This window comes from Bartonella sp. AA168HLJHH, assembly GCF_042197365.1.
Classification (GTDB): domain Bacteria; phylum Pseudomonadota; class Alphaproteobacteria; order Rhizobiales; family Rhizobiaceae; genus Bartonella.
On the sequence record NZ_JBHIRS010000008.1, the window covers coordinates 16,943 to 33,713 of the forward strand.

Below are 16,771 nucleotides of genomic sequence, written 5' to 3' on the forward strand. Positions count from 1 at the left end.
CTTGTGGTTGTAAGCGGGATGGGGCATCATTTTGTTTTATCAACAATCACATGCATTCAAGCAATATTGTGCTGTTTTTTTCTTTGAATATAAGTTTTTTACATTCAATGTTCATGATCCAATATACGAATAAAAGCCTATGAATTTTTTTTGTCAATCGCGCGCATTTAAGCTTCTAAAAGGTAATGAATGATGGAATGGATCACTGATCCCCATGCGTGGTTTGGTTTGATCACGCTGGTTTTTCTCGAAATTGTTTTAGGAATAGATAACCTTATCTTTATTGCAATTTTAGCTGAAAAATTGCCACTGCATTTGCGTGACCGCGCACGCTTTATAGGTCTTACTTTAGCATTAATTATGCGGCTTTTCCTTCTTACCGTTATTGGATGGGTTATGAGACTCGATAGGGTAATTCTTTCACTTTCATCTTTTGTATTTAGTTGGCATAGCTTTATTTTAATCGGTGGTGGAGCCTTTTTGCTCGCAAAGGGAACGCTAGAATTACATGAAAGGTTAGAAGGAGTATCACATGAAAGAAAAACAGGCGTTGGTTATGCTGTTTTTTGGCAAGTAATCGTCCAAGTCGTGGTGCTGGATGCTGTTTTTTCACTAGACAGTATTATTACCGCAACAGGTATGATTGCAAAAGAGCAGGCAGCAGTTATGTATATCGCAGTCATAGCTGCTATGGGAGTAATGATGTGCGGATCTGGTGCTCTTATGCGTTTTATTAATCGTCATCCCACTATTGTAATCCTTTGTCTTGGTTTTTTGATGATGATTGGTTTTACTCTCATTGTTGAAGGATTTGGTTTTCATATTCCAAAAGGGTATTTGTATGCTGCTATTGGTTTTTCTGTTCTCATCGAAGCTTTTAATCAAATTGGACGTCGTAACCGTGAAAAAATGATTAAAACGAATGATCTACGCAGTAGAACAGCTGATGCTGTTTTGAGGCTCTTAGGAGGAGGAAGCAAAGATAGTCACCTTGCTGAGACTGTAGATGTTATTGCTGAACAGGCCGCAGCTTCTGAATTGTTTAGACCAGAAGAAAAGGAGATGATTCGTGGTGTTCTCGATTTAGCTGATCGCCCTGTTCGCTCTATCATGTCGCCGCGTAATGAGATTGAGTGGTTAGATTTAAATGCTGATGAAAATGAAATGCGTGAAGAATTACAAAAGGTTAAACATAGCCGCTTAATTCTTGCGCGTGAAAAAGTGGATGAATTTGTTGGCGTTGCATTGACAAAAGATCTTCTTTTGAATTTGGCTGAGGGGAAAAAGATTAATTGGAAAAAAGCTATGCGAGAACCCCTCGTTGTTCATGAAAACACAAGTGTTTTACGATTGATGGAGCAATTACGTCATTCTTCGATTCAGCTTGCAATTATTGTTGATGAGCATGGATCTTTTGAAGGAATTGCAACACCAACCGATATTCTTGAAGCTATTGCAGGAGACTTTCCTGATGACGATGAAGAACTCATGATCGCAGAACAACTTGAAAATGGCAGTCTTCTTGTTGAGGGATATGCTGATATCCGCCGTTTAAGTGGTTATCTTGGACGTAACCTTGTGGATGAAGCAGATCGTTATACGACTCTGGCAGGCTTTATGCTTTGGCAGTTTGGTCATTTACCAAATGAGGGAGAAAGTTTTGAAACTGATGGTTTACACTTTAAAGTGATTGAAATGGAACGCAGAAACATATCTAAAATCCTTATTTCTCCACTTGTATCACCAGAAAAAAGCTAATTCTTTTTATAAGCAAAATGAATAAAAAGATTTTTTTATGATTAAAAATTGAAAAGAATAAGCAGCTGATAACTCAATTGCATTTCATTATTTTTATATTTTTTTTAAGCGTAAAATAATGACATACAAAAGTTATATTATTAATGAACTTTCCATTATAAAAAATTTTCATTGATGATTGACGAAAAGCTGGAAGAGAGAAAATGGTGCAAAATTATTTGTCAATGGTCATTAATCTCAAAACAATGAATATATACAACATATTGATTTATAATAATTATTTATTACAATATTACCTTCACATCAAGAAAGCCTCTTTCAAACATCAGATTTCCGCCAATGGATAAAACTCCACCATTGTTGAGTTCACTCAACTGATGATGGCATCTTTAAACCAGACTCTGGCTCCTATAATCTTTTTAGATCTTCTTGATATTTCTTAAGGAGCTATTCCTTAGCTTTTGTTTCGATAAATTTAGCTATTTTTTTCCTTCCAAGAATGAAACTCCACCTCTCTGGAAAGCTCTTATTAAGAACTTTGTTTTTCTTCCAGATGGTTCATATTTTTTACTACTTTTGCAATGAAAGCGTAGCTGTGTTGCTTAGATTTGACTACTTCTTTGACTACAGCCAATGCACGTTCAAAATGAATCTGTTGGGTATTTTCATCAAAGCCTAAATGATCCTATGCACTGAAACTTTGATAATAAGATTGTAAGGTTGCAACATCACCCAATAAAGCCAGTGCACCAATATGAAGTAAGCTATAATCTGCATCATCTACCTTGATAACCTTTATGTGCCTCCAACTTCACTCTATCGCCAAGGTGGTGCTCCATATCTGGAATAAAAGCATTTATGAAGATCAATTTTTTCTATCGCCTATTTCAAGACATAATCAAGCTTAATTCCAACCAATCTGCATATATTCCTTCTTCACAAACTCTCAACCCCTTTTTATAAAAATCAAGTTGTAGATCTTGTAAGTGCTGAGAATTGATAGGGATCAATTACCATACAGGCAGCAGCTAAAATACCAGTACTAATCGAAACTCCAACATCAAATTGCGAATAATCTTTGATAATTGCGTCATTATAAAGAATTTGTACTTCACAATCTGGGAGTTGATAACATGCTGAATAATTATCTAACTCTTTAATTTTTTCAACAGACCAATCAAGATTTTTGAAGAACACTGTTGCACTCTCCATGATTAAAAAATTCTTTGCTCTACCTCAAAAGAGGTTGTATCCATATCAAAAGTCAAAAGCGAAGCAGATTTTTGCAAACAAAAGTGATAACGCCGTGTAAGAGAAGAATCTTATCAATAAGGTCTTTGGTGATTTCTTTTGCAACGTCTAAACGAGATGGAATCTTATTCATAAAAAAATATAATAAAGTCAATAGTTTGTGTGCAATTATTCTATATGAATCCCATTTAAAATCTACACTTTTATACGTGATTTAATTAACCATTTTTCATAAACAATTACCATGTATGGATAGACCATAAAACGCATGTAAACATTCAAATGAAGTGAACGCAGCTATCATTCATAACAGTTCATAAATTTTATGATACGTTTTTATCACACACAAATCGCATTATTAAAAACGTAATCGTTTGAAATTATCGATAACATAAATTGCATGCGTTTAAAAAATGGTATGGGGTTTACTCTTTTTTTGAGCTAAACCTTAAAAGAAATAATCATTTGAAACTATCATAGAATAGGTTTTAATTCATTAAGGGCACATAAAAGGATTTAAAGACAAGTCGATTTTAAAGCGCCGCTTACTAAAAAGTTAGTCAATAATAAGCAGACATTATATAGATACTATCATCACAACAGGTAATGAAATTGATAATGTTATGTCGTAGAAATCAAAAGATTTTTAATGATATAACGCAGGCAAACAAGCAAAAAACGTTTTAAAAGTTACAGTTTAAAAATACGAAACCAAATGAAGTCCCCTCAAATTTGAGTATACTTATTAAGACAAAGATAAGTAGATAAATTTCAAAAGGATTGCAATCATATTACAAAGGCATGGTGTTTTACTCAATTTTGAGTCAAAAGCGACAATATTAAAGACTGCTCTACTCTAAAGTTAACGAGCTCAAATTTGGGCTGATTAATTTTGCCAGCCCAAATATGGACCGGCTTATTTGCAGAGAAATTAAGTTTAAATGCAAAGTGAAAATACGCTTATGAGAACCTCACTACATGAACGTTTAAACGTTTAGAGACATAAAATGATATCTCTATAAATACGTTTGAAACCTAGATTTATAACAGTTTAAAAGCCTTAGATTTTATAAAAAGCGGTTGTTTATTATCTTATGAAAAGCTGCTTTTAAAAACCAATGTTCGTAAATGTAAACAACGGGTTTTGTTACAAATATTCACTTAATACGCATTTTCTCTTGAGAGTCTTGATATGAACCTACCAAGCATTGAGACATTTTGATAATGTACTTTGTGTCAAATGACCACTTCAAAAATGCGAGCGTTATTCTTAATACGCTTTATAGCCATACATAAAGTGTTTATAGGTTCTGTAATTCAAATGAGTGATTAAAGATCATATCTGTCATTTACGTTCCTTTTGATCAGTTTTAATCAATAGAATAGAGCGTTTGCAATATGATACGTTTTGTATACATGCATTCATTATTTACTTCTTTTGTATGATCTGTAGTACCTCTATTTAAAAGCAGCGTCATATCAATTGGCACAGCTTTCTTTTATGATGCGTTTATAACCATCAAAGAAGCACCCTCCACGTCTGTCATTTATTCTGTTTATCAATCTTGATAACATCATCACTTTCATAAACCTCTCAATTTATGGGAACCGAATATAAATCGCTATGTCTTTTTATTCTTGCATTGCCATATACATTACTTCTAATCACGATATAATCAGGAGATCTTGGCATAGCCATAAACAGAGCCGTAGACCTTAGTATGACACCCCACGCTAGCATTGCCGTAAACCTTGCCTAACAACCGCATGATCATAAACCGCGGCATTGCTATGAATACGTGCACTACCGGATAATTTTGCATTCCCATAAACCCGCGCTTAATGATAAACTCAAACGTTATAAGAAAGATGAGCATTGTCATAAACATGAACACCAAAATACACATGGGTTTTATCACATATAAGGGTATTGCCATACACATAGCCACCAATGGCAGCATTGCCATAGCCCCTTATATTTTCATAAACACAACCAGATTTTACAACACAGACATTATCAGCAACCCAGCAATTACCATCATGAGAGAGATTGCTTTCATTTTCAATAAAAGCATCCAGATCGCTTTTTTTACATCACCAAAATCGTTTAAAGCACGAATGCGATAATATATGTATACATGACCAGTCACGAAATCCATTTGATTGATCTATTCATATTTTGGATGGTTTTTTCTGATTAACAGGAGCGGTTTCAGTTGCAATGAAAGAAATAACGGAGGTGTTTTTTGATATAGTTATCATAATTAAACCTGTATGTTTTTAAAAGTTTTGAACAGACATTAAGCCAGCTCCAAACCAAATGTTTGTTGCATCAAGCGCTCTGTTCAAACTAATAATAACATATTCATTACCTAGTAGTAGAATACCAACTCCTACACCTGCATAAAGCGAAGCAATAATCCGCCCATATGGCTATGCTGCATGACCATAATAGAACCCAAAACCATCATTGCTACACTCGCAACACCAGCAGCAAAACGGATCAAAAGGACTAAGTGTTAACGCCATGAAAATAATTAAGTGCACTCATCACTATAGCTGCACAAGATAGTATGCGAGGAGCAAGAAATATAATCCCAATTCTGCCAAACGTAAAGAATATACTCCCAACTAAATAACCACCATAATTAGCGTTCAGTATATAAAAAAGTTGATTAAAAGTAAACAATCCCTCATCCAACATAACTGGCAATATTGGTGTATAGAGAAATCACCAGATACCCATATCAAAACCATATCGAATACAGCATTTTGAAACAATTCAAATCTTAACGGTTGTTTTTTCCCCCTTATTATTCCTTTAACTGATGATATTCCTCATCCGCGTTCCATATCACCATAACAGCCTTTAACTCCAAAAATAGAATAAAAGCAAATTTAGCTATCTATTTTAATGCTCAAAACAATATATTTAGCGGTCTACTATCAACATCGCCAGATCAGTTTTACAATAACATATTGAATTAATATGTATTTTTATGTTATAAATGTTTATAGTTAAATTGAAAGCATATTTAGATAACCTTGCTTTTTTATCTCGATATTCAAAATGACTAACCGAAAAATTATATACGCAGCCGTAAATTTTACTTCTCTTAAAATCATTTGCTTATTCGCTGCAAAACTTAATAAACAACTCAAATAACCATTTTCATAAAAGAGGAAATTGGTTTCTTTTAGATAATATTGTTATTTAGTATGATATAAAGTTGAAAAATTTGGTGCACCCGACAGAATTCGAATCTGTGACCTCTGCCTTCGGAGGGCAGCGCTCTATCCAGCTGAGCTACGGGTGCTTCGCACTGATTATTAAAATCAGTTATGGTCTTTTAACTAATCATACTCTTAGCTTCAATGCTAAATTATCATTCTAATAAAAAAATTACTCGTTTGTAATTTATCTAACGACGCATTCCTTTTACTTTTTAATGATACTTTACCTTGAAATAACTTCTCTTTATTCAATGCTCTTTTTATTATAAAAAGAGCTTTTATTACAACTTCAAAACTCTCAAAAATAAGTTACAACATAAATTATAAGTATCAGGATAATTTTTAAATGGCTACATTACCAAGTCGCTTTCATTTTATTTCCGCAGAAACTGAGGAGGCTATCAAAGCTACCCATAAATTAATTTCCGTTTATGGTCATTCTTCTCTGGAAGAAACTGATATTGTTGTTGCAATCGGTGGTGATGGGACAATGTTACAAACCGTACGAGATGTCATGAACACAGGCAAACCTATTTATGGTATGAATCAAGGTTCTGTAGGATTTCTTATGAATGAATTTCATGAAAAAAAATTGCCCAATCGTATTGCTGCCGCACATAAAAAAGAAATCCATCCCCTGCGCATGATTGCAAAATCTGAATGTCAAGATTCTATCGAGGCGCTTGCAATTAATGAAGTATCCCTCTTTCGGCAATCTTATCAAGCGGCAAAAATTCGCATCACCATTGATAACAACGTACGCATGGAACAATTAAGTTGTGATGGTGTCCTCGTCGCTACACCAGCTGGATCAACCGCCTATAATTTATCAGCACAAGGACCTATCTTACCTCTTATGGCTCCCCTTATGGCCCTCACTCCCGTTAGCCCTTTTCGCCCTCGGCGTTGGCATGGAGCTTTGCTTCCCGATACAGTAACAGTGCGCTTTGATATGCTTGAACCTGACAAACGCCCTGTAAACGCTGCTGCAGATAATATTGAAGTTAAATCTGTTCATTCAGTTACTATTTCAATGGCAACAGAAGTAACAGCTTCAATCCTTTTTGACTCAAATCATTCATGGGATGAGCGCATTTTATCAGAACAATTTCGCTATTAATGATTGTATTATGCGTTTTATATGTATATGATTGTTATAGTTATTTTTTTTTGTGAAACCATCTTAATACTTTTAAAGAGTGTAGAATATTGGTTATAATCATCATTAGATAGCGCAGTTAAAATCACAGAGCAGTTGATAAAAAAATGATACCATCTTTAAACAGTTTTGATGATTTAGGTCTTTCCGCAAAGGTTATTAATGCGGTGAAATCAGCGGGGTATACAGCTCCGACACCTATTCAAAGTGAAACAATTCCGCATGTCCTTCAAAGAAAAGACGTTTTAGGAATCGCCCAAACGGGAACAGGTAAAACTGCCTCTTTCGTATTGCCTATGCTCACTCTCCTTGAAAAAGGTCGTGCAAGAGCACGAATGCCCCGTACACTCATCTTAGAACCAACAAGAGAAATTGCAGCTCAAGTTGAAGAAAATTTCGATAAATACGGAATAAATCATCGTTTAAATGTTGCTCTTTTGATTGGTGGAGTTTCTTTTGAACTCCAAGATCGCAAACTTGAACGGGGAGCTGATGTTCTTATAGCAACACCAGGGCGCCTTCTTGATCATTGCGAGCGCGGTAAACTACTCCTGATGGGCGTTGAAATCCTTGTGATTGATGAAGCTGATCGCATGTTGGATATGGGCTTTATTCCTGATATTGAACGCATCTGTAAGCTAACCCCTTTTACGCGTCAAACTTTGTTCTTTTCTGCAACAATGGCGCCAGAAATTACAAAACTAACGAAACAATTTTTACATTCTCCCGTATCTGTTGAAGTTACAAAAGCTTCCTCAACAGCTACCACAATTACACAACGGCTTGTCAAATCTGGAAATAAATCATGGGATAAAAGAGCGGTTTTACGAGAGCTTATCCAAAATGAAGGTGCAGAGCTTCAAAATGCAATCATTTTCTGTAATCGAAAGAGAGATATTTCTGAACTTTTTAGATCGCTCATCAAACATAACTTTAATGTAGGGGCACTTCATGGAGATATGGACCAATATTCGCGCATGAACACCCTAGCTGATTTTAAAAATAATAAACTTACACTTCTTGTTGCTTCTGATGTTGCTGCCCGTGGACTCGATATTCCAGCTGTAAGTCATGTATTTAACTATGATGTTCCTACACATGCTGAAGACTATATCCATCGAATTGGTCGTACAGGGCGTGCAAATCGTAGCGGAAAAGCCTTTACAATCGTTACAAAAGCTGATCAAAAATATATCAATGCCATCGAGGAAATGAGTAATGAAAAAATTGAATGGCTCAATGGAGATCTCTCAACTTTAATAGCCGATGATCAAACAGAAGATATTGTTGTAAAGAAAAAATCTTCAAAACCATCAAAGAAAACTGCTCCAAAAGAGACTGTTGCTCACACTAAAAAATCTGTAGAAGAGAATAAAACAGAATATATCAAAAATGCAAATAATAAGGAGAAGCCATCTGAGCAACGACGCTCACGAAAAAATAAGAATTACACACCTATTGGATTTGGTGATGATATTCCTGCTTTCATGCTTATAAAAACGTGCAAATAAACCCGTTCTCTACTCTCTTTTAGAGTGAAATGAACAAAATACTTTTAAAAAATCCGCTCTTATTTTCTAGAGAGCCTTTCCGTTACCTTTTCACGCCCTAAAAGCTGCAAAATTTTTCCCATTTCAGGTCCATGATCCATGCCCGTAAGTGCCTGACGTAATGGCATAAATAAAGCTTTTCCTTTTCGACCTGTTTTTTCTTTTAATGCTGTTGTCCAAATTTTCCAACTTTCCTCATTCAAAGCACCTTCAGGTAAGAAATCGAGTGATTGGTGCACAAAAGCACGATCCTCTAGTGCTACTGTATCAAAATTCTGTTCATCATGAATGATTTTCCACCAAAAAACAGCCTCATTGACTTTATTAATATTGCTTCTTATCGCGTTCCAGAAATATTCCGCCTTATCTCCCTCAATAGAAAGTTTTTTAAGGCGCATTTTTACTTCCTCATAGGTTAACTCATGGACAAGATGACTATTCAAAGCAAGAAGATCAGCAATATCAAATTTTGCAACGGATCTTGACGTATCTTGGAGATTAAAATGCTCTAAAAGCGCAGCTTGATTGGGATAGGGATGCACATTTTGCGATGTCCCAATCAAAACGGCAAGGCATTGAACAGCTATAGATTCAAATCCTTCTTCCCGTAGAGAACGAATAGAAAGATCATTATTACGTTTTGAAAATCCTTTTCCTAAAACTGTCGCCAATAAATTGGTATGAGCAAAAACCGGTAATTCTGCATTAAGAGCTTTAAAAAGAGCAATTTGAGCGCCTGTATTTGTAATATGATCATCCCCACGAATAATATGCGTAATAGCCATATCTACATCATCAACAATAGACGGCAATGTATAAAGATAGGTTCCATCTTCACGAATAAGAACAGGATCTGAAAGAGAAGCTAAATCAATCGTCTGCTTTCCCTTTATTGCATCATTCCAGCAAACTTCTGTTCGCTTTGTGTGTAAAGGATCACTTTCAAAATTAGGAAGAAGAAAACGCCAATGGGGTTTACGACCTTGTGATTCAAAGTTTTTTCTCTCTTCTGTTGTCAACTTCAATGCTGCACGGTCATAAACAGGAGGCAATTTGCGTGAAAGCTGGATTTTACGACGCCGCTCTAATTCCTCTGTTGTCTCATAACAAGGATAAAGAAGGCCACGTTGTTTGAGAATTTCTGCCACTTCATCATATCGATTAAATCGCTTGGATTGGTAATAAATTGCATCTGGTTGAATACCAAGCCATTCAAGGTCAACAGCAATAGCATCGATATATTCTTGTTTAGAACGTTCAATATCTGTATCATCATAGCGTAAAATAAATTCTCCCTTATACGCTTGCGCATAAAGCCAGTTGAAAAGCGCACTACGGATATTGCCAATATGAATATAACCTGTTGGAGAGGGAGCAAAACGAACTTTAACCATAAAATAATACTCAATTTTTATCGCGAAAATGATTGACTATAGGATAGCGACGATCGCGTCCGAAATTTTTGTAACTGATTTTTACACCAGGCGCAGATTGACGCCTTTTATATTCGGCACCATAAAGAAGCTGTTCAACTTTCGCAACAGTTTCTCGTGAATGTCCACGTTTAACAATATCACAAATACTCATGTCATTTTCTACAAGAGATTGTAATATATCATCTAAAATAGGATAAGGCGGAAGAGAATCTTCATCTTTTTGATTTTCCCGCAGCTCTGCAGAGGGTGCTTTTTCTATAATATTGGACGGAATGATCATTCCTTCTGGTCCTCTCAAATTGTGCAAGTGATTTTTATTGCGCCACTCCGCTAATGCATAAACCTGCATTTTATAAATATCTTTAAGAGGATTAAACCCGCCATTCATATCCCCATACAGTGTTGCATATCCCACAGCCATTTCTGACTTATTGCCTGTCGTTACCACCATTGAGCCGAATTTATTTGAAAGCGCCATTAAAAGTGTACCGCGTATACGACTTTGAAGATTTTCCTCTGTGACGTCAGAGGGTAACCCTGAAAAAACAGGTGCCATTGTCTTTAAAAAAGCCTCAACAGATTGTGCAATCGGTATGATTTCATAACGACATCCCAAAAGATCAGCACATTCTTTGGCATCTTTTAATGATTCTTGCGAAGTATAATGATAGGGCATCATAATGGTGCGAACCCTCTCAGCACCAAGAGCATCCACCGCCATTGCCGTACACAGGGCTGAATCAATTCCTCCTGAAAGACCAAGAATAACATCCTTAAAGCCGTTTTTATTAACGTAATCTTTCAACCCCAAAACACAAGCTTGATAATCAGCCGCTAATCCATTGAGAAGACTTTCATTAGGACCTGAAATACAGTGCCATCCCGTCGTTGTTTTTTGCCAATGGCTTAAAGCAATATGGCTATCAAAGTGTTTCATTTGAAATATCTTTTTGCCTTGTCCATTCAAGGCAAAAGACCCACCATCAAAAACGAGCTCATCTTGACCACCTACTTGATTAGCGTAGATAATTGGCACTCCAGATTGTAGAGCCTGTGTATGAACAACGTCTATACGTTTTAATGTTTTATTACGATAATAAGGAGATCCGTTAAGGACAAGAATAATTTCCGCTCCTTTATCTTTAAGCTCTGTACTAAGAGAGGAATCATTCCAAAGATCCTCACAAATGACTATTCCTAATTTAATTCCATGATAGACAATAGGCTGAGGACGTGGACCTGAAGAAAATAAACGCTTTTCATCAAATTCAGCATAATTAGGTAAATCAAACTTCAAACATTCGGCAATGACTCTCCCTTCATCAAGAACCATGACAGCGTTGTAAATATTACCATTGCGCCTTAATGGAAGACCAATGACAATTCCTGGTCCGCCTACGGTTATCTTTGCTAATTTCTCAACAGTCTCTTCACATGTTTTTGTAAAAGCAGGTTTTAGAACAAGATCTTCCGGCGGATAAGCACTTATAAAAAGTTCCGTGAATAAAACAAGATCAGCCCCCTCTTCTTTGGCCTTTTGATGCGCCATGACAGCTAAAGAAAAATTCCCCTCAATATCACCGACAATAGGATTTAATTGGGCAATTGATACCCGAATATCATTTTTCATAAGCCTTTGTATCATTTCATCAGTTTAGCAACCACAACTTTATTCTTCATCATCGGAAACATCATTTTTTAAAATTCTTTTCTGCCATAATGACCTAAAAATATTAGGCAAATTTTTGCCTACCCCCCAGCAGCAATTGCTAACGAGTCAGTCACGCGATTTTTTTTAAGGAGTTCAGCAACAAGAAAAGCCAATTCTAACGCTTGATCTGCATTTAACCGTGGATCACATTGCGTATGATAACGATCAGATAAATCGTCCACAGAAATGGCGTGCGCCCCTCCTGTACATTCAGTAACATCACGACCTGTCATCTCAATATGAATGCCTCCTGGATAAGTTCCCTCTCCACGATGCACTGCAAAAAAATTCTCTACTTCTTTTAAAACATAATCAAAAGGACGCGTCTTATAACCATTGGCAGTAATTGTATTGCCATGCATTGGATCACATGACCATATAACCGCACGCTTCTCGCGTTCAACAGCACGGATGAGTTTAGGTAGATAACTTTCAACTTTATCATAACCAAAGCGCGTAATGAGAGTAAGCCGCCCCAGCTCGTTTTCAGGATTTAAAATATCAATTAATTTCAAAAGCTCATCAGGCTCAATGGAAGGACCACATTTTAATCCTATAGGATTCTTAATGCCGCGACAATATTCAACGTGAGCATGGTCAATCTGACGCGTACGGTCACCAATCCATAACATATGACCAGATGTTGCATACCAATTTCCTGAAGTTGAATCAATCCGAGTCAAAGCCTCTTCATAACCAAGTAACAGTGCTTCATGACTGGTATAAAAAGATGTTTCACGCAATGAAGAATGTGTTTTGGATGTAATCCCTATAGAACGCATAAAATCAATTGCTTCAGAAATACGCTCTGCCAATAATTCATAACGTTCTCCCTGCGGACTGTTAGAAACAAAACTCAACATCCATGTGTGAACATTTTCTAAATTAGCATAGCCGCCTTGTGAAAAAGCTCGCAATAGATTAAGTGTTGCCGCAGATTGGCGATAAGCCATAGACATCCGTTGCGGATCTGGAATACGAGAACCGGCTTCAAATTCAATGCCATTAATAATATCCCCACGATAAGCAGGAAATTCAACTCCCTCTTTTCTTTCAATATCAGAAGAGCGAGGCTTTGCAAATTGACCAGCAATACGACCAATTTTAACAACCGGTTTAGAACTACCAAAGGTCAAAACAATCGCCATTTGCAAAAATACACGAAAAAAATCACGAATATTATCAGCTTCATGTTCTGCAAAGCTTTCGGCACAATCACCACCTTGCAATAAAAAAGCTTGGCCTTTCGCAACGGCTGCTAATTCATTTTTTAAATCACGTGCTTCACCGGCAAAAACTAAAGGAGGATACCGTCTCAGTTTTCGCTCAACATCTTCTAACATAGACTTATCCGGATAAGTCGGAACTTGTTTAATTGGCCTTGTTCTCCAAGTGTCAGGCGCCCATTCTTTTATCATTACACTCTCTCTAAAGATTAATCTTACAGATTAGCATACCAAAAGCTTTTTACCGCAATATATGCTGTTTAACTTTCTATTTTCTTCCCATTTTCATATATATAACTTGGTTTATACATCGTTACCAATTCTTCTGCCATCGTTGGATGCACTGCCATCGTCTCATCAAAGATATCCTTCGTCAGCTTACCCTTGAGAGATATCCCTATAAGCTGAGCCATCTCACCAGCATTTTCCCCTAAAATATGAGCGCCCACAACAATACGGCTTTCACCATCAACAATGAGTTTCATAAGCATTTTCTCTGAACTACCAGAAAGAATATTACGCATAGGACGAAAAACTGTACGATAAATTTCAAGACGCTTATAACGCTTTACCGCCTCCTCTTCTGAAAGACCAACCGTTCCAATCTCTGGCTGTGAAAAAACTGCTGTTGTAATTAAATCATAATCAGGTGTTGTTGGAATATTTTCAAATGCTGTCTTAACAAAACACATTGCATCATGAATCGCAACGGGTGTTAATTGAATATGACCTGTTACATCACCAACAGCCCAAATATGGGGGATATTTGTTGTCATTTTCTCATCAACAACAACTGCACCAAATTCATTCACCTTAACACCTGCCCGCTCAAGTCTTAAACCCGTTGTATTTGGTACACGCCCCGTAGCCAACATAATCTGATCGGCTCTGATTATTTTCCCATTTGATAAAACAACTTCATAACAATTTTCTGCAGCCTGCACTTTAGAAATTGTTATGCCATAGAGAATAGAAATCCCTTTTTCAATCATTGCATCGCTGAGCAATTGCCGCAAATCATGATCAAAATTACGAAGGATTAAATCACCACGATGAAGGAGTGTTGTTTTTACACCTAATTCATGAAAAATATTAGCAAATTCAACACCAATATACCCTCCACCAACAATCACTATTGATTTTGGGAGTTGATTAAGGTCAAAAATCTCATTAGAAGTAAGGCAAAATTCACCGCCTTCTATGGACGTATTTGGTGCAAGTTTTGCCCCTGTTGCAATCAAAATTTTTTCTGCACTTACCCGCTCACCCGTGGCAGAAAGCTCTAATGTGTGATCATCTATAAAAGTAGCACGACTTTCATAAATATGCACATTGTTATTTTCTAATCCCTTACGATACAACCCTTCTAACCTTGATATTTCTTTATTTTTAGCTGCAACCAACTTTTCCCAGCTAAAAATTGGATCCGCATATTCCCACCCAAAACCAACACTTTTCTTAAATTCTTTTACATATTGTGATGCATAAACATAAAGTTTTTTGGGAACGCAACCACGAATAACACAAGTGCCCCCTATACGATATTCCTCTGCTATAGCGACCCGCTTGCCAAGACCTCCAGCAAGCCGTGCTGCACGCACTCCACCAGAACCACTTCCAATAACAAATAAATCAAAGTCAAAAGAGCCCACGAATTATTCCTTCTTATACATCTGCAAGAGTAGGCTAAGATCTTTTATTATCAAATGAAAGTCTTTTTTTCTTTTGAAGAAGCCTTTTTTATAAAGCAGTATTCTAAAAAGACTTATTCTCATTAAAATATTTAAAACGGCGGGAAAACCGCCGCTATTAAAAAAATTAGAAATTGCCCATTGTTGTCATGATATCGATCAAGCTATTTTTTATTTTCTGAAGATTCTGATTTTATAGGCATATTTGTAGGCATAGTAGAATTATTCAAATTAAGTGTTTCAGACATCTCTTTTTTCACATTTTCTACAAGATCCCGCATAAGAGCAGTACGCCATATATCAAATGCTGAATAAGAATCACGTGCAATATTGGGGACTTCTGTCAAAAACTTTTTACCGGTATCAGAATTATAAAATGTTGTTATCGCATCAAGCTCTTTTTGAGTAAAATATTTTGCATATACATGAGCAATCTCTTTTTCTAGATCAGAGCGCCTTTTAATTAAAGCAAGCGCCTGCTTATCAACAATATCAGAAATAGCTGTTGCCAAATTCGGATCATCGCTAATCAGTTCATTTTTGAAATCATGGACCGCATTTGGTAAAAAGCTATCAAATTGATCCGTTGCATGAATAGCTCTGATTGCCTTTCGCGCTGAATCTAAATGTTGATCACTCACACCTTGTGCATAAGCCATGCCAACATTCACAACAAAAATAGCAATTGCACTAAAATATACGACAAAACGCTGAAAAGAAAATATTATTTTCATTTAATGATTACCCCGATCGCTAATTATAATTTTAATTCGTTATTCTACCTAAAATCTTTAAGACCCTTTTTTACTGTGCTAACATATCATCATGTAAATGCCTTTTCTAAAAATCAAACGGTTCTAAAACTTTTATTTGACCATCAGCCATAGCGACAATTGCACGTGAAGCCAACCCCAAAAAAAGGCCATGCTCAACAACACCAGGAATAGCAAGAAGTGCATCTGATAATGGTTTTGGTTGCAAAATGCAGCCCCAAAATGCATCAAGAATAAAATGGCCACCATCTGTTTCAAAAGGATTTTTTCCATTCATTCGCAATGCAATTTTTCCAGAAAGCCCTAAATCATCAGCGACTTTTTCAATGGCTCTGCATGTTGTGTGGATACCAAATGGATTAACTTCAATTGGTAGTGCAAAAGCACCAAGTCTTTTTACCACCTTTGTTTCATCCGCAATGACAAGCATTGCACGAGATGCCGACGCTACAATTTTTTCATACAACAATGCTCCCCCTCCCCCTTTAATGAGCATCATCTCAGGACCAATTTCATCTGCTCCGTCAATATCAAGATCCAGCTCAGGTATTTGTTCTAAAGTGCTAACAGGCACTCCAAACTTATGACAGAGTTGTTCAGAATATTTTGAAGTAGCAACACCAGTCACCCGCAAACCATCCGCAACACGCTCACCTAGAAGACGAATAAATTCATTGACTGTCGAACCAGATCCGATACCAAGCCGCATACCATCTTCAACAAACTCAAGCGCTTTAATAGCTGCCATTTTTTTTAACTGCTGAACATTCATGAATGACTTTGCCTTCTATCCGTATAAGCAGCATTTATCACCCCTATTACCACCGATAATAATGATAATAAAAGATAACCTCTTGACGCAATCTATTTAAATTGACCATCATCTCTTGCTTGAAGAGATGTTACTCGTTATAGAAATATATGATAAGAATAAAATAGAATAATCAACAATTATCTTTTTTATTTCTTTGAGAATATTTGT

At 36.3% G+C, this 16,771-nt stretch carries 12 protein-coding genes, 1 tRNA gene and 1 pseudogene; 3 read left to right on the forward strand and 11 right to left on the reverse strand.

What is annotated here, in order from left to right:
- Positions 1-189 precede the first annotated feature (189 nt).
- Positions 190-1,758, forward strand: coding sequence for a TerC family protein (locus ACFINM_RS06215; RefSeq protein ID WP_375612149.1), 1,569 nt, complete (start codon positions 190-192; stop codon positions 1,756-1,758).
- 966 nt (positions 1,759-2,724) lie between these two features.
- Here the strand turns inward: ACFINM_RS06215 and ACFINM_RS06220 are convergent.
- From ACFINM_RS06220 to ACFINM_RS06240, 5 genes and pseudogenes are all read right to left on the reverse strand, one after another.
- Positions 2,725-2,970 (reverse strand): hypothetical protein, encoded by a 246-nt coding sequence (locus ACFINM_RS06220; RefSeq protein ID WP_375612148.1) that lies wholly within the window; start codon positions 2,968-2,970, stop codon positions 2,725-2,727.
- Positions 2,971-4,603: 1,633 nt separating this feature from the next.
- A pseudogene (locus ACFINM_RS06225) lies at positions 4,604-5,168 on the reverse strand (hypothetical protein).
- A gap of 121 nt (positions 5,169-5,289) precedes the next feature.
- Entirely contained in the window at positions 5,290-5,430 is a 141-nt protein-coding gene (locus tag ACFINM_RS06230; protein ID WP_375630051.1) for a YbfB/YjiJ family MFS transporter, read from the reverse strand.
- A 91-nt stretch (positions 5,431-5,521) separates the two neighbouring features.
- Positions 5,522-5,713, reverse strand: a complete 192-nt coding sequence (locus ACFINM_RS06235) for a hypothetical protein (protein ID WP_375640919.1) — start codon at positions 5,711-5,713, stop codon at positions 5,522-5,524.
- 536 nt (positions 5,714-6,249) lie between these two features.
- Positions 6,250-6,326 (reverse strand) — tRNA-Arg (locus ACFINM_RS06240).
- A gap of 263 nt (positions 6,327-6,589) precedes the next feature.
- On the opposite strand from ACFINM_RS06240, the gene ACFINM_RS06245 reads away from it, so the two are divergent.
- Both ACFINM_RS06245 and ACFINM_RS06250 read left to right on the forward strand, forming a co-directional pair.
- The gene (locus ACFINM_RS06245) at positions 6,590-7,363 is read left to right on the forward strand and encodes an NAD kinase (protein ID WP_375612145.1); all 774 of its coding nucleotides are present in this window, start codon (positions 6,590-6,592) and stop codon (positions 7,361-7,363) included.
- A 146-nt stretch (positions 7,364-7,509) separates the two neighbouring features.
- A complete protein-coding gene (locus ACFINM_RS06250; RefSeq protein ID WP_375640920.1) occupies positions 7,510-8,913 on the forward strand; it encodes a DEAD/DEAH box helicase in 1,404 nt (467 codons plus the stop codon).
- 59 nt (positions 8,914-8,972) lie between these two features.
- Here ACFINM_RS06250 and gltX read toward each other — a convergent pair whose 3' ends face one another.
- From gltX to rpiA, 6 genes are all read right to left on the reverse strand, one after another.
- Positions 8,973-10,346 carry a glutamate--tRNA ligase gene (gene gltX / locus ACFINM_RS06255; RefSeq protein ID WP_375640921.1) on the reverse strand — a complete coding sequence of 458 codons (1,374 nt, stop codon included), beginning with the start codon at positions 10,344-10,346 and terminating at the stop codon, positions 8,973-8,975.
- A 10-nt stretch (positions 10,347-10,356) separates the two neighbouring features.
- Positions 10,357-12,018 carry an NAD+ synthase gene (locus tag ACFINM_RS06260; protein WP_375640922.1) on the reverse strand — a complete coding sequence of 554 codons (1,662 nt, stop codon included), beginning with the start codon at positions 12,016-12,018 and terminating at the stop codon, positions 10,357-10,359.
- Between the two features lie 119 nt (positions 12,019-12,137).
- Positions 12,138-13,517 (reverse strand): class II 3-deoxy-7-phosphoheptulonate synthase, encoded by a 1,380-nt coding sequence (locus ACFINM_RS06265; RefSeq protein WP_375640923.1) that lies wholly within the window; start codon positions 13,515-13,517, stop codon positions 12,138-12,140.
- A gap of 68 nt (positions 13,518-13,585) precedes the next feature.
- Positions 13,586-14,977: a glutathione-disulfide reductase gene (gene gor / locus ACFINM_RS06270; RefSeq protein WP_375612141.1), complete on the reverse strand. Its 1,392-nt coding sequence runs from the start codon at positions 14,975-14,977 to the stop codon at positions 13,586-13,588.
- A 203-nt stretch (positions 14,978-15,180) separates the two neighbouring features.
- Positions 15,181-15,750, reverse strand: a complete 570-nt coding sequence (locus ACFINM_RS06275; protein ID WP_375612140.1) for a DUF2059 domain-containing protein — start codon at positions 15,748-15,750, stop codon at positions 15,181-15,183.
- A gap of 106 nt (positions 15,751-15,856) precedes the next feature.
- Entirely contained in the window at positions 15,857-16,561 is a 705-nt protein-coding gene (gene rpiA / locus ACFINM_RS06280) for a ribose-5-phosphate isomerase RpiA (RefSeq protein WP_375612139.1), read from the reverse strand.
- Positions 16,562-16,771 lie beyond the last annotated feature (210 nt).

Excerpts from the sequence above, each read along its gene's own strand:
- ACFINM_RS06245 (WP_375612145.1), top strand. The coding sequence starts at position 6,590 with ATGGCTACATTACCAAGTCGCTTTCATTTTATTTCCGCAGAAACTGAG.
- ACFINM_RS06275 (WP_375612140.1), bottom strand. The coding sequence starts at position 15,750 with ATGAAAATAATATTTTCTTTTCAGCGTTTTGTCGTATATTTTAGTGCA.
- ACFINM_RS06235 (WP_375640919.1), bottom strand. The coding sequence starts at position 5,713 with ATGTTGGATGAGGGATTGTTTACTTTTAATCAACTTTTTTATATACTG.
- gltX (WP_375640921.1), bottom strand. The coding sequence starts at position 10,346 with ATGGTTAAAGTTCGTTTTGCTCCCTCTCCAACAGGTTATATTCATATT.
- ACFINM_RS06220 (WP_375612148.1), bottom strand. The coding sequence starts at position 2,970 with ATGGAGAGTGCAACAGTGTTCTTCAAAAATCTTGATTGGTCTGTTGAA.
- ACFINM_RS06265 (WP_375640923.1), bottom strand. The coding sequence starts at position 13,517 with ATGATAAAAGAATGGGCGCCTGACACTTGGAGAACAAGGCCAATTAAA.
- ACFINM_RS06250 (WP_375640920.1), top strand. The coding sequence starts at position 7,510 with ATGATACCATCTTTAAACAGTTTTGATGATTTAGGTCTTTCCGCAAAG.
- rpiA (WP_375612139.1), bottom strand. The coding sequence starts at position 16,561 with ATGAATGTTCAGCAGTTAAAAAAAATGGCAGCTATTAAAGCGCTTGAG.
- ACFINM_RS06215 (WP_375612149.1), top strand. The coding sequence starts at position 190 with ATGATGGAATGGATCACTGATCCCCATGCGTGGTTTGGTTTGATCACG.
- ACFINM_RS06260 (WP_375640922.1), bottom strand. The coding sequence starts at position 12,018 with ATGAAAAATGATATTCGGGTATCAATTGCCCAATTAAATCCTATTGTC.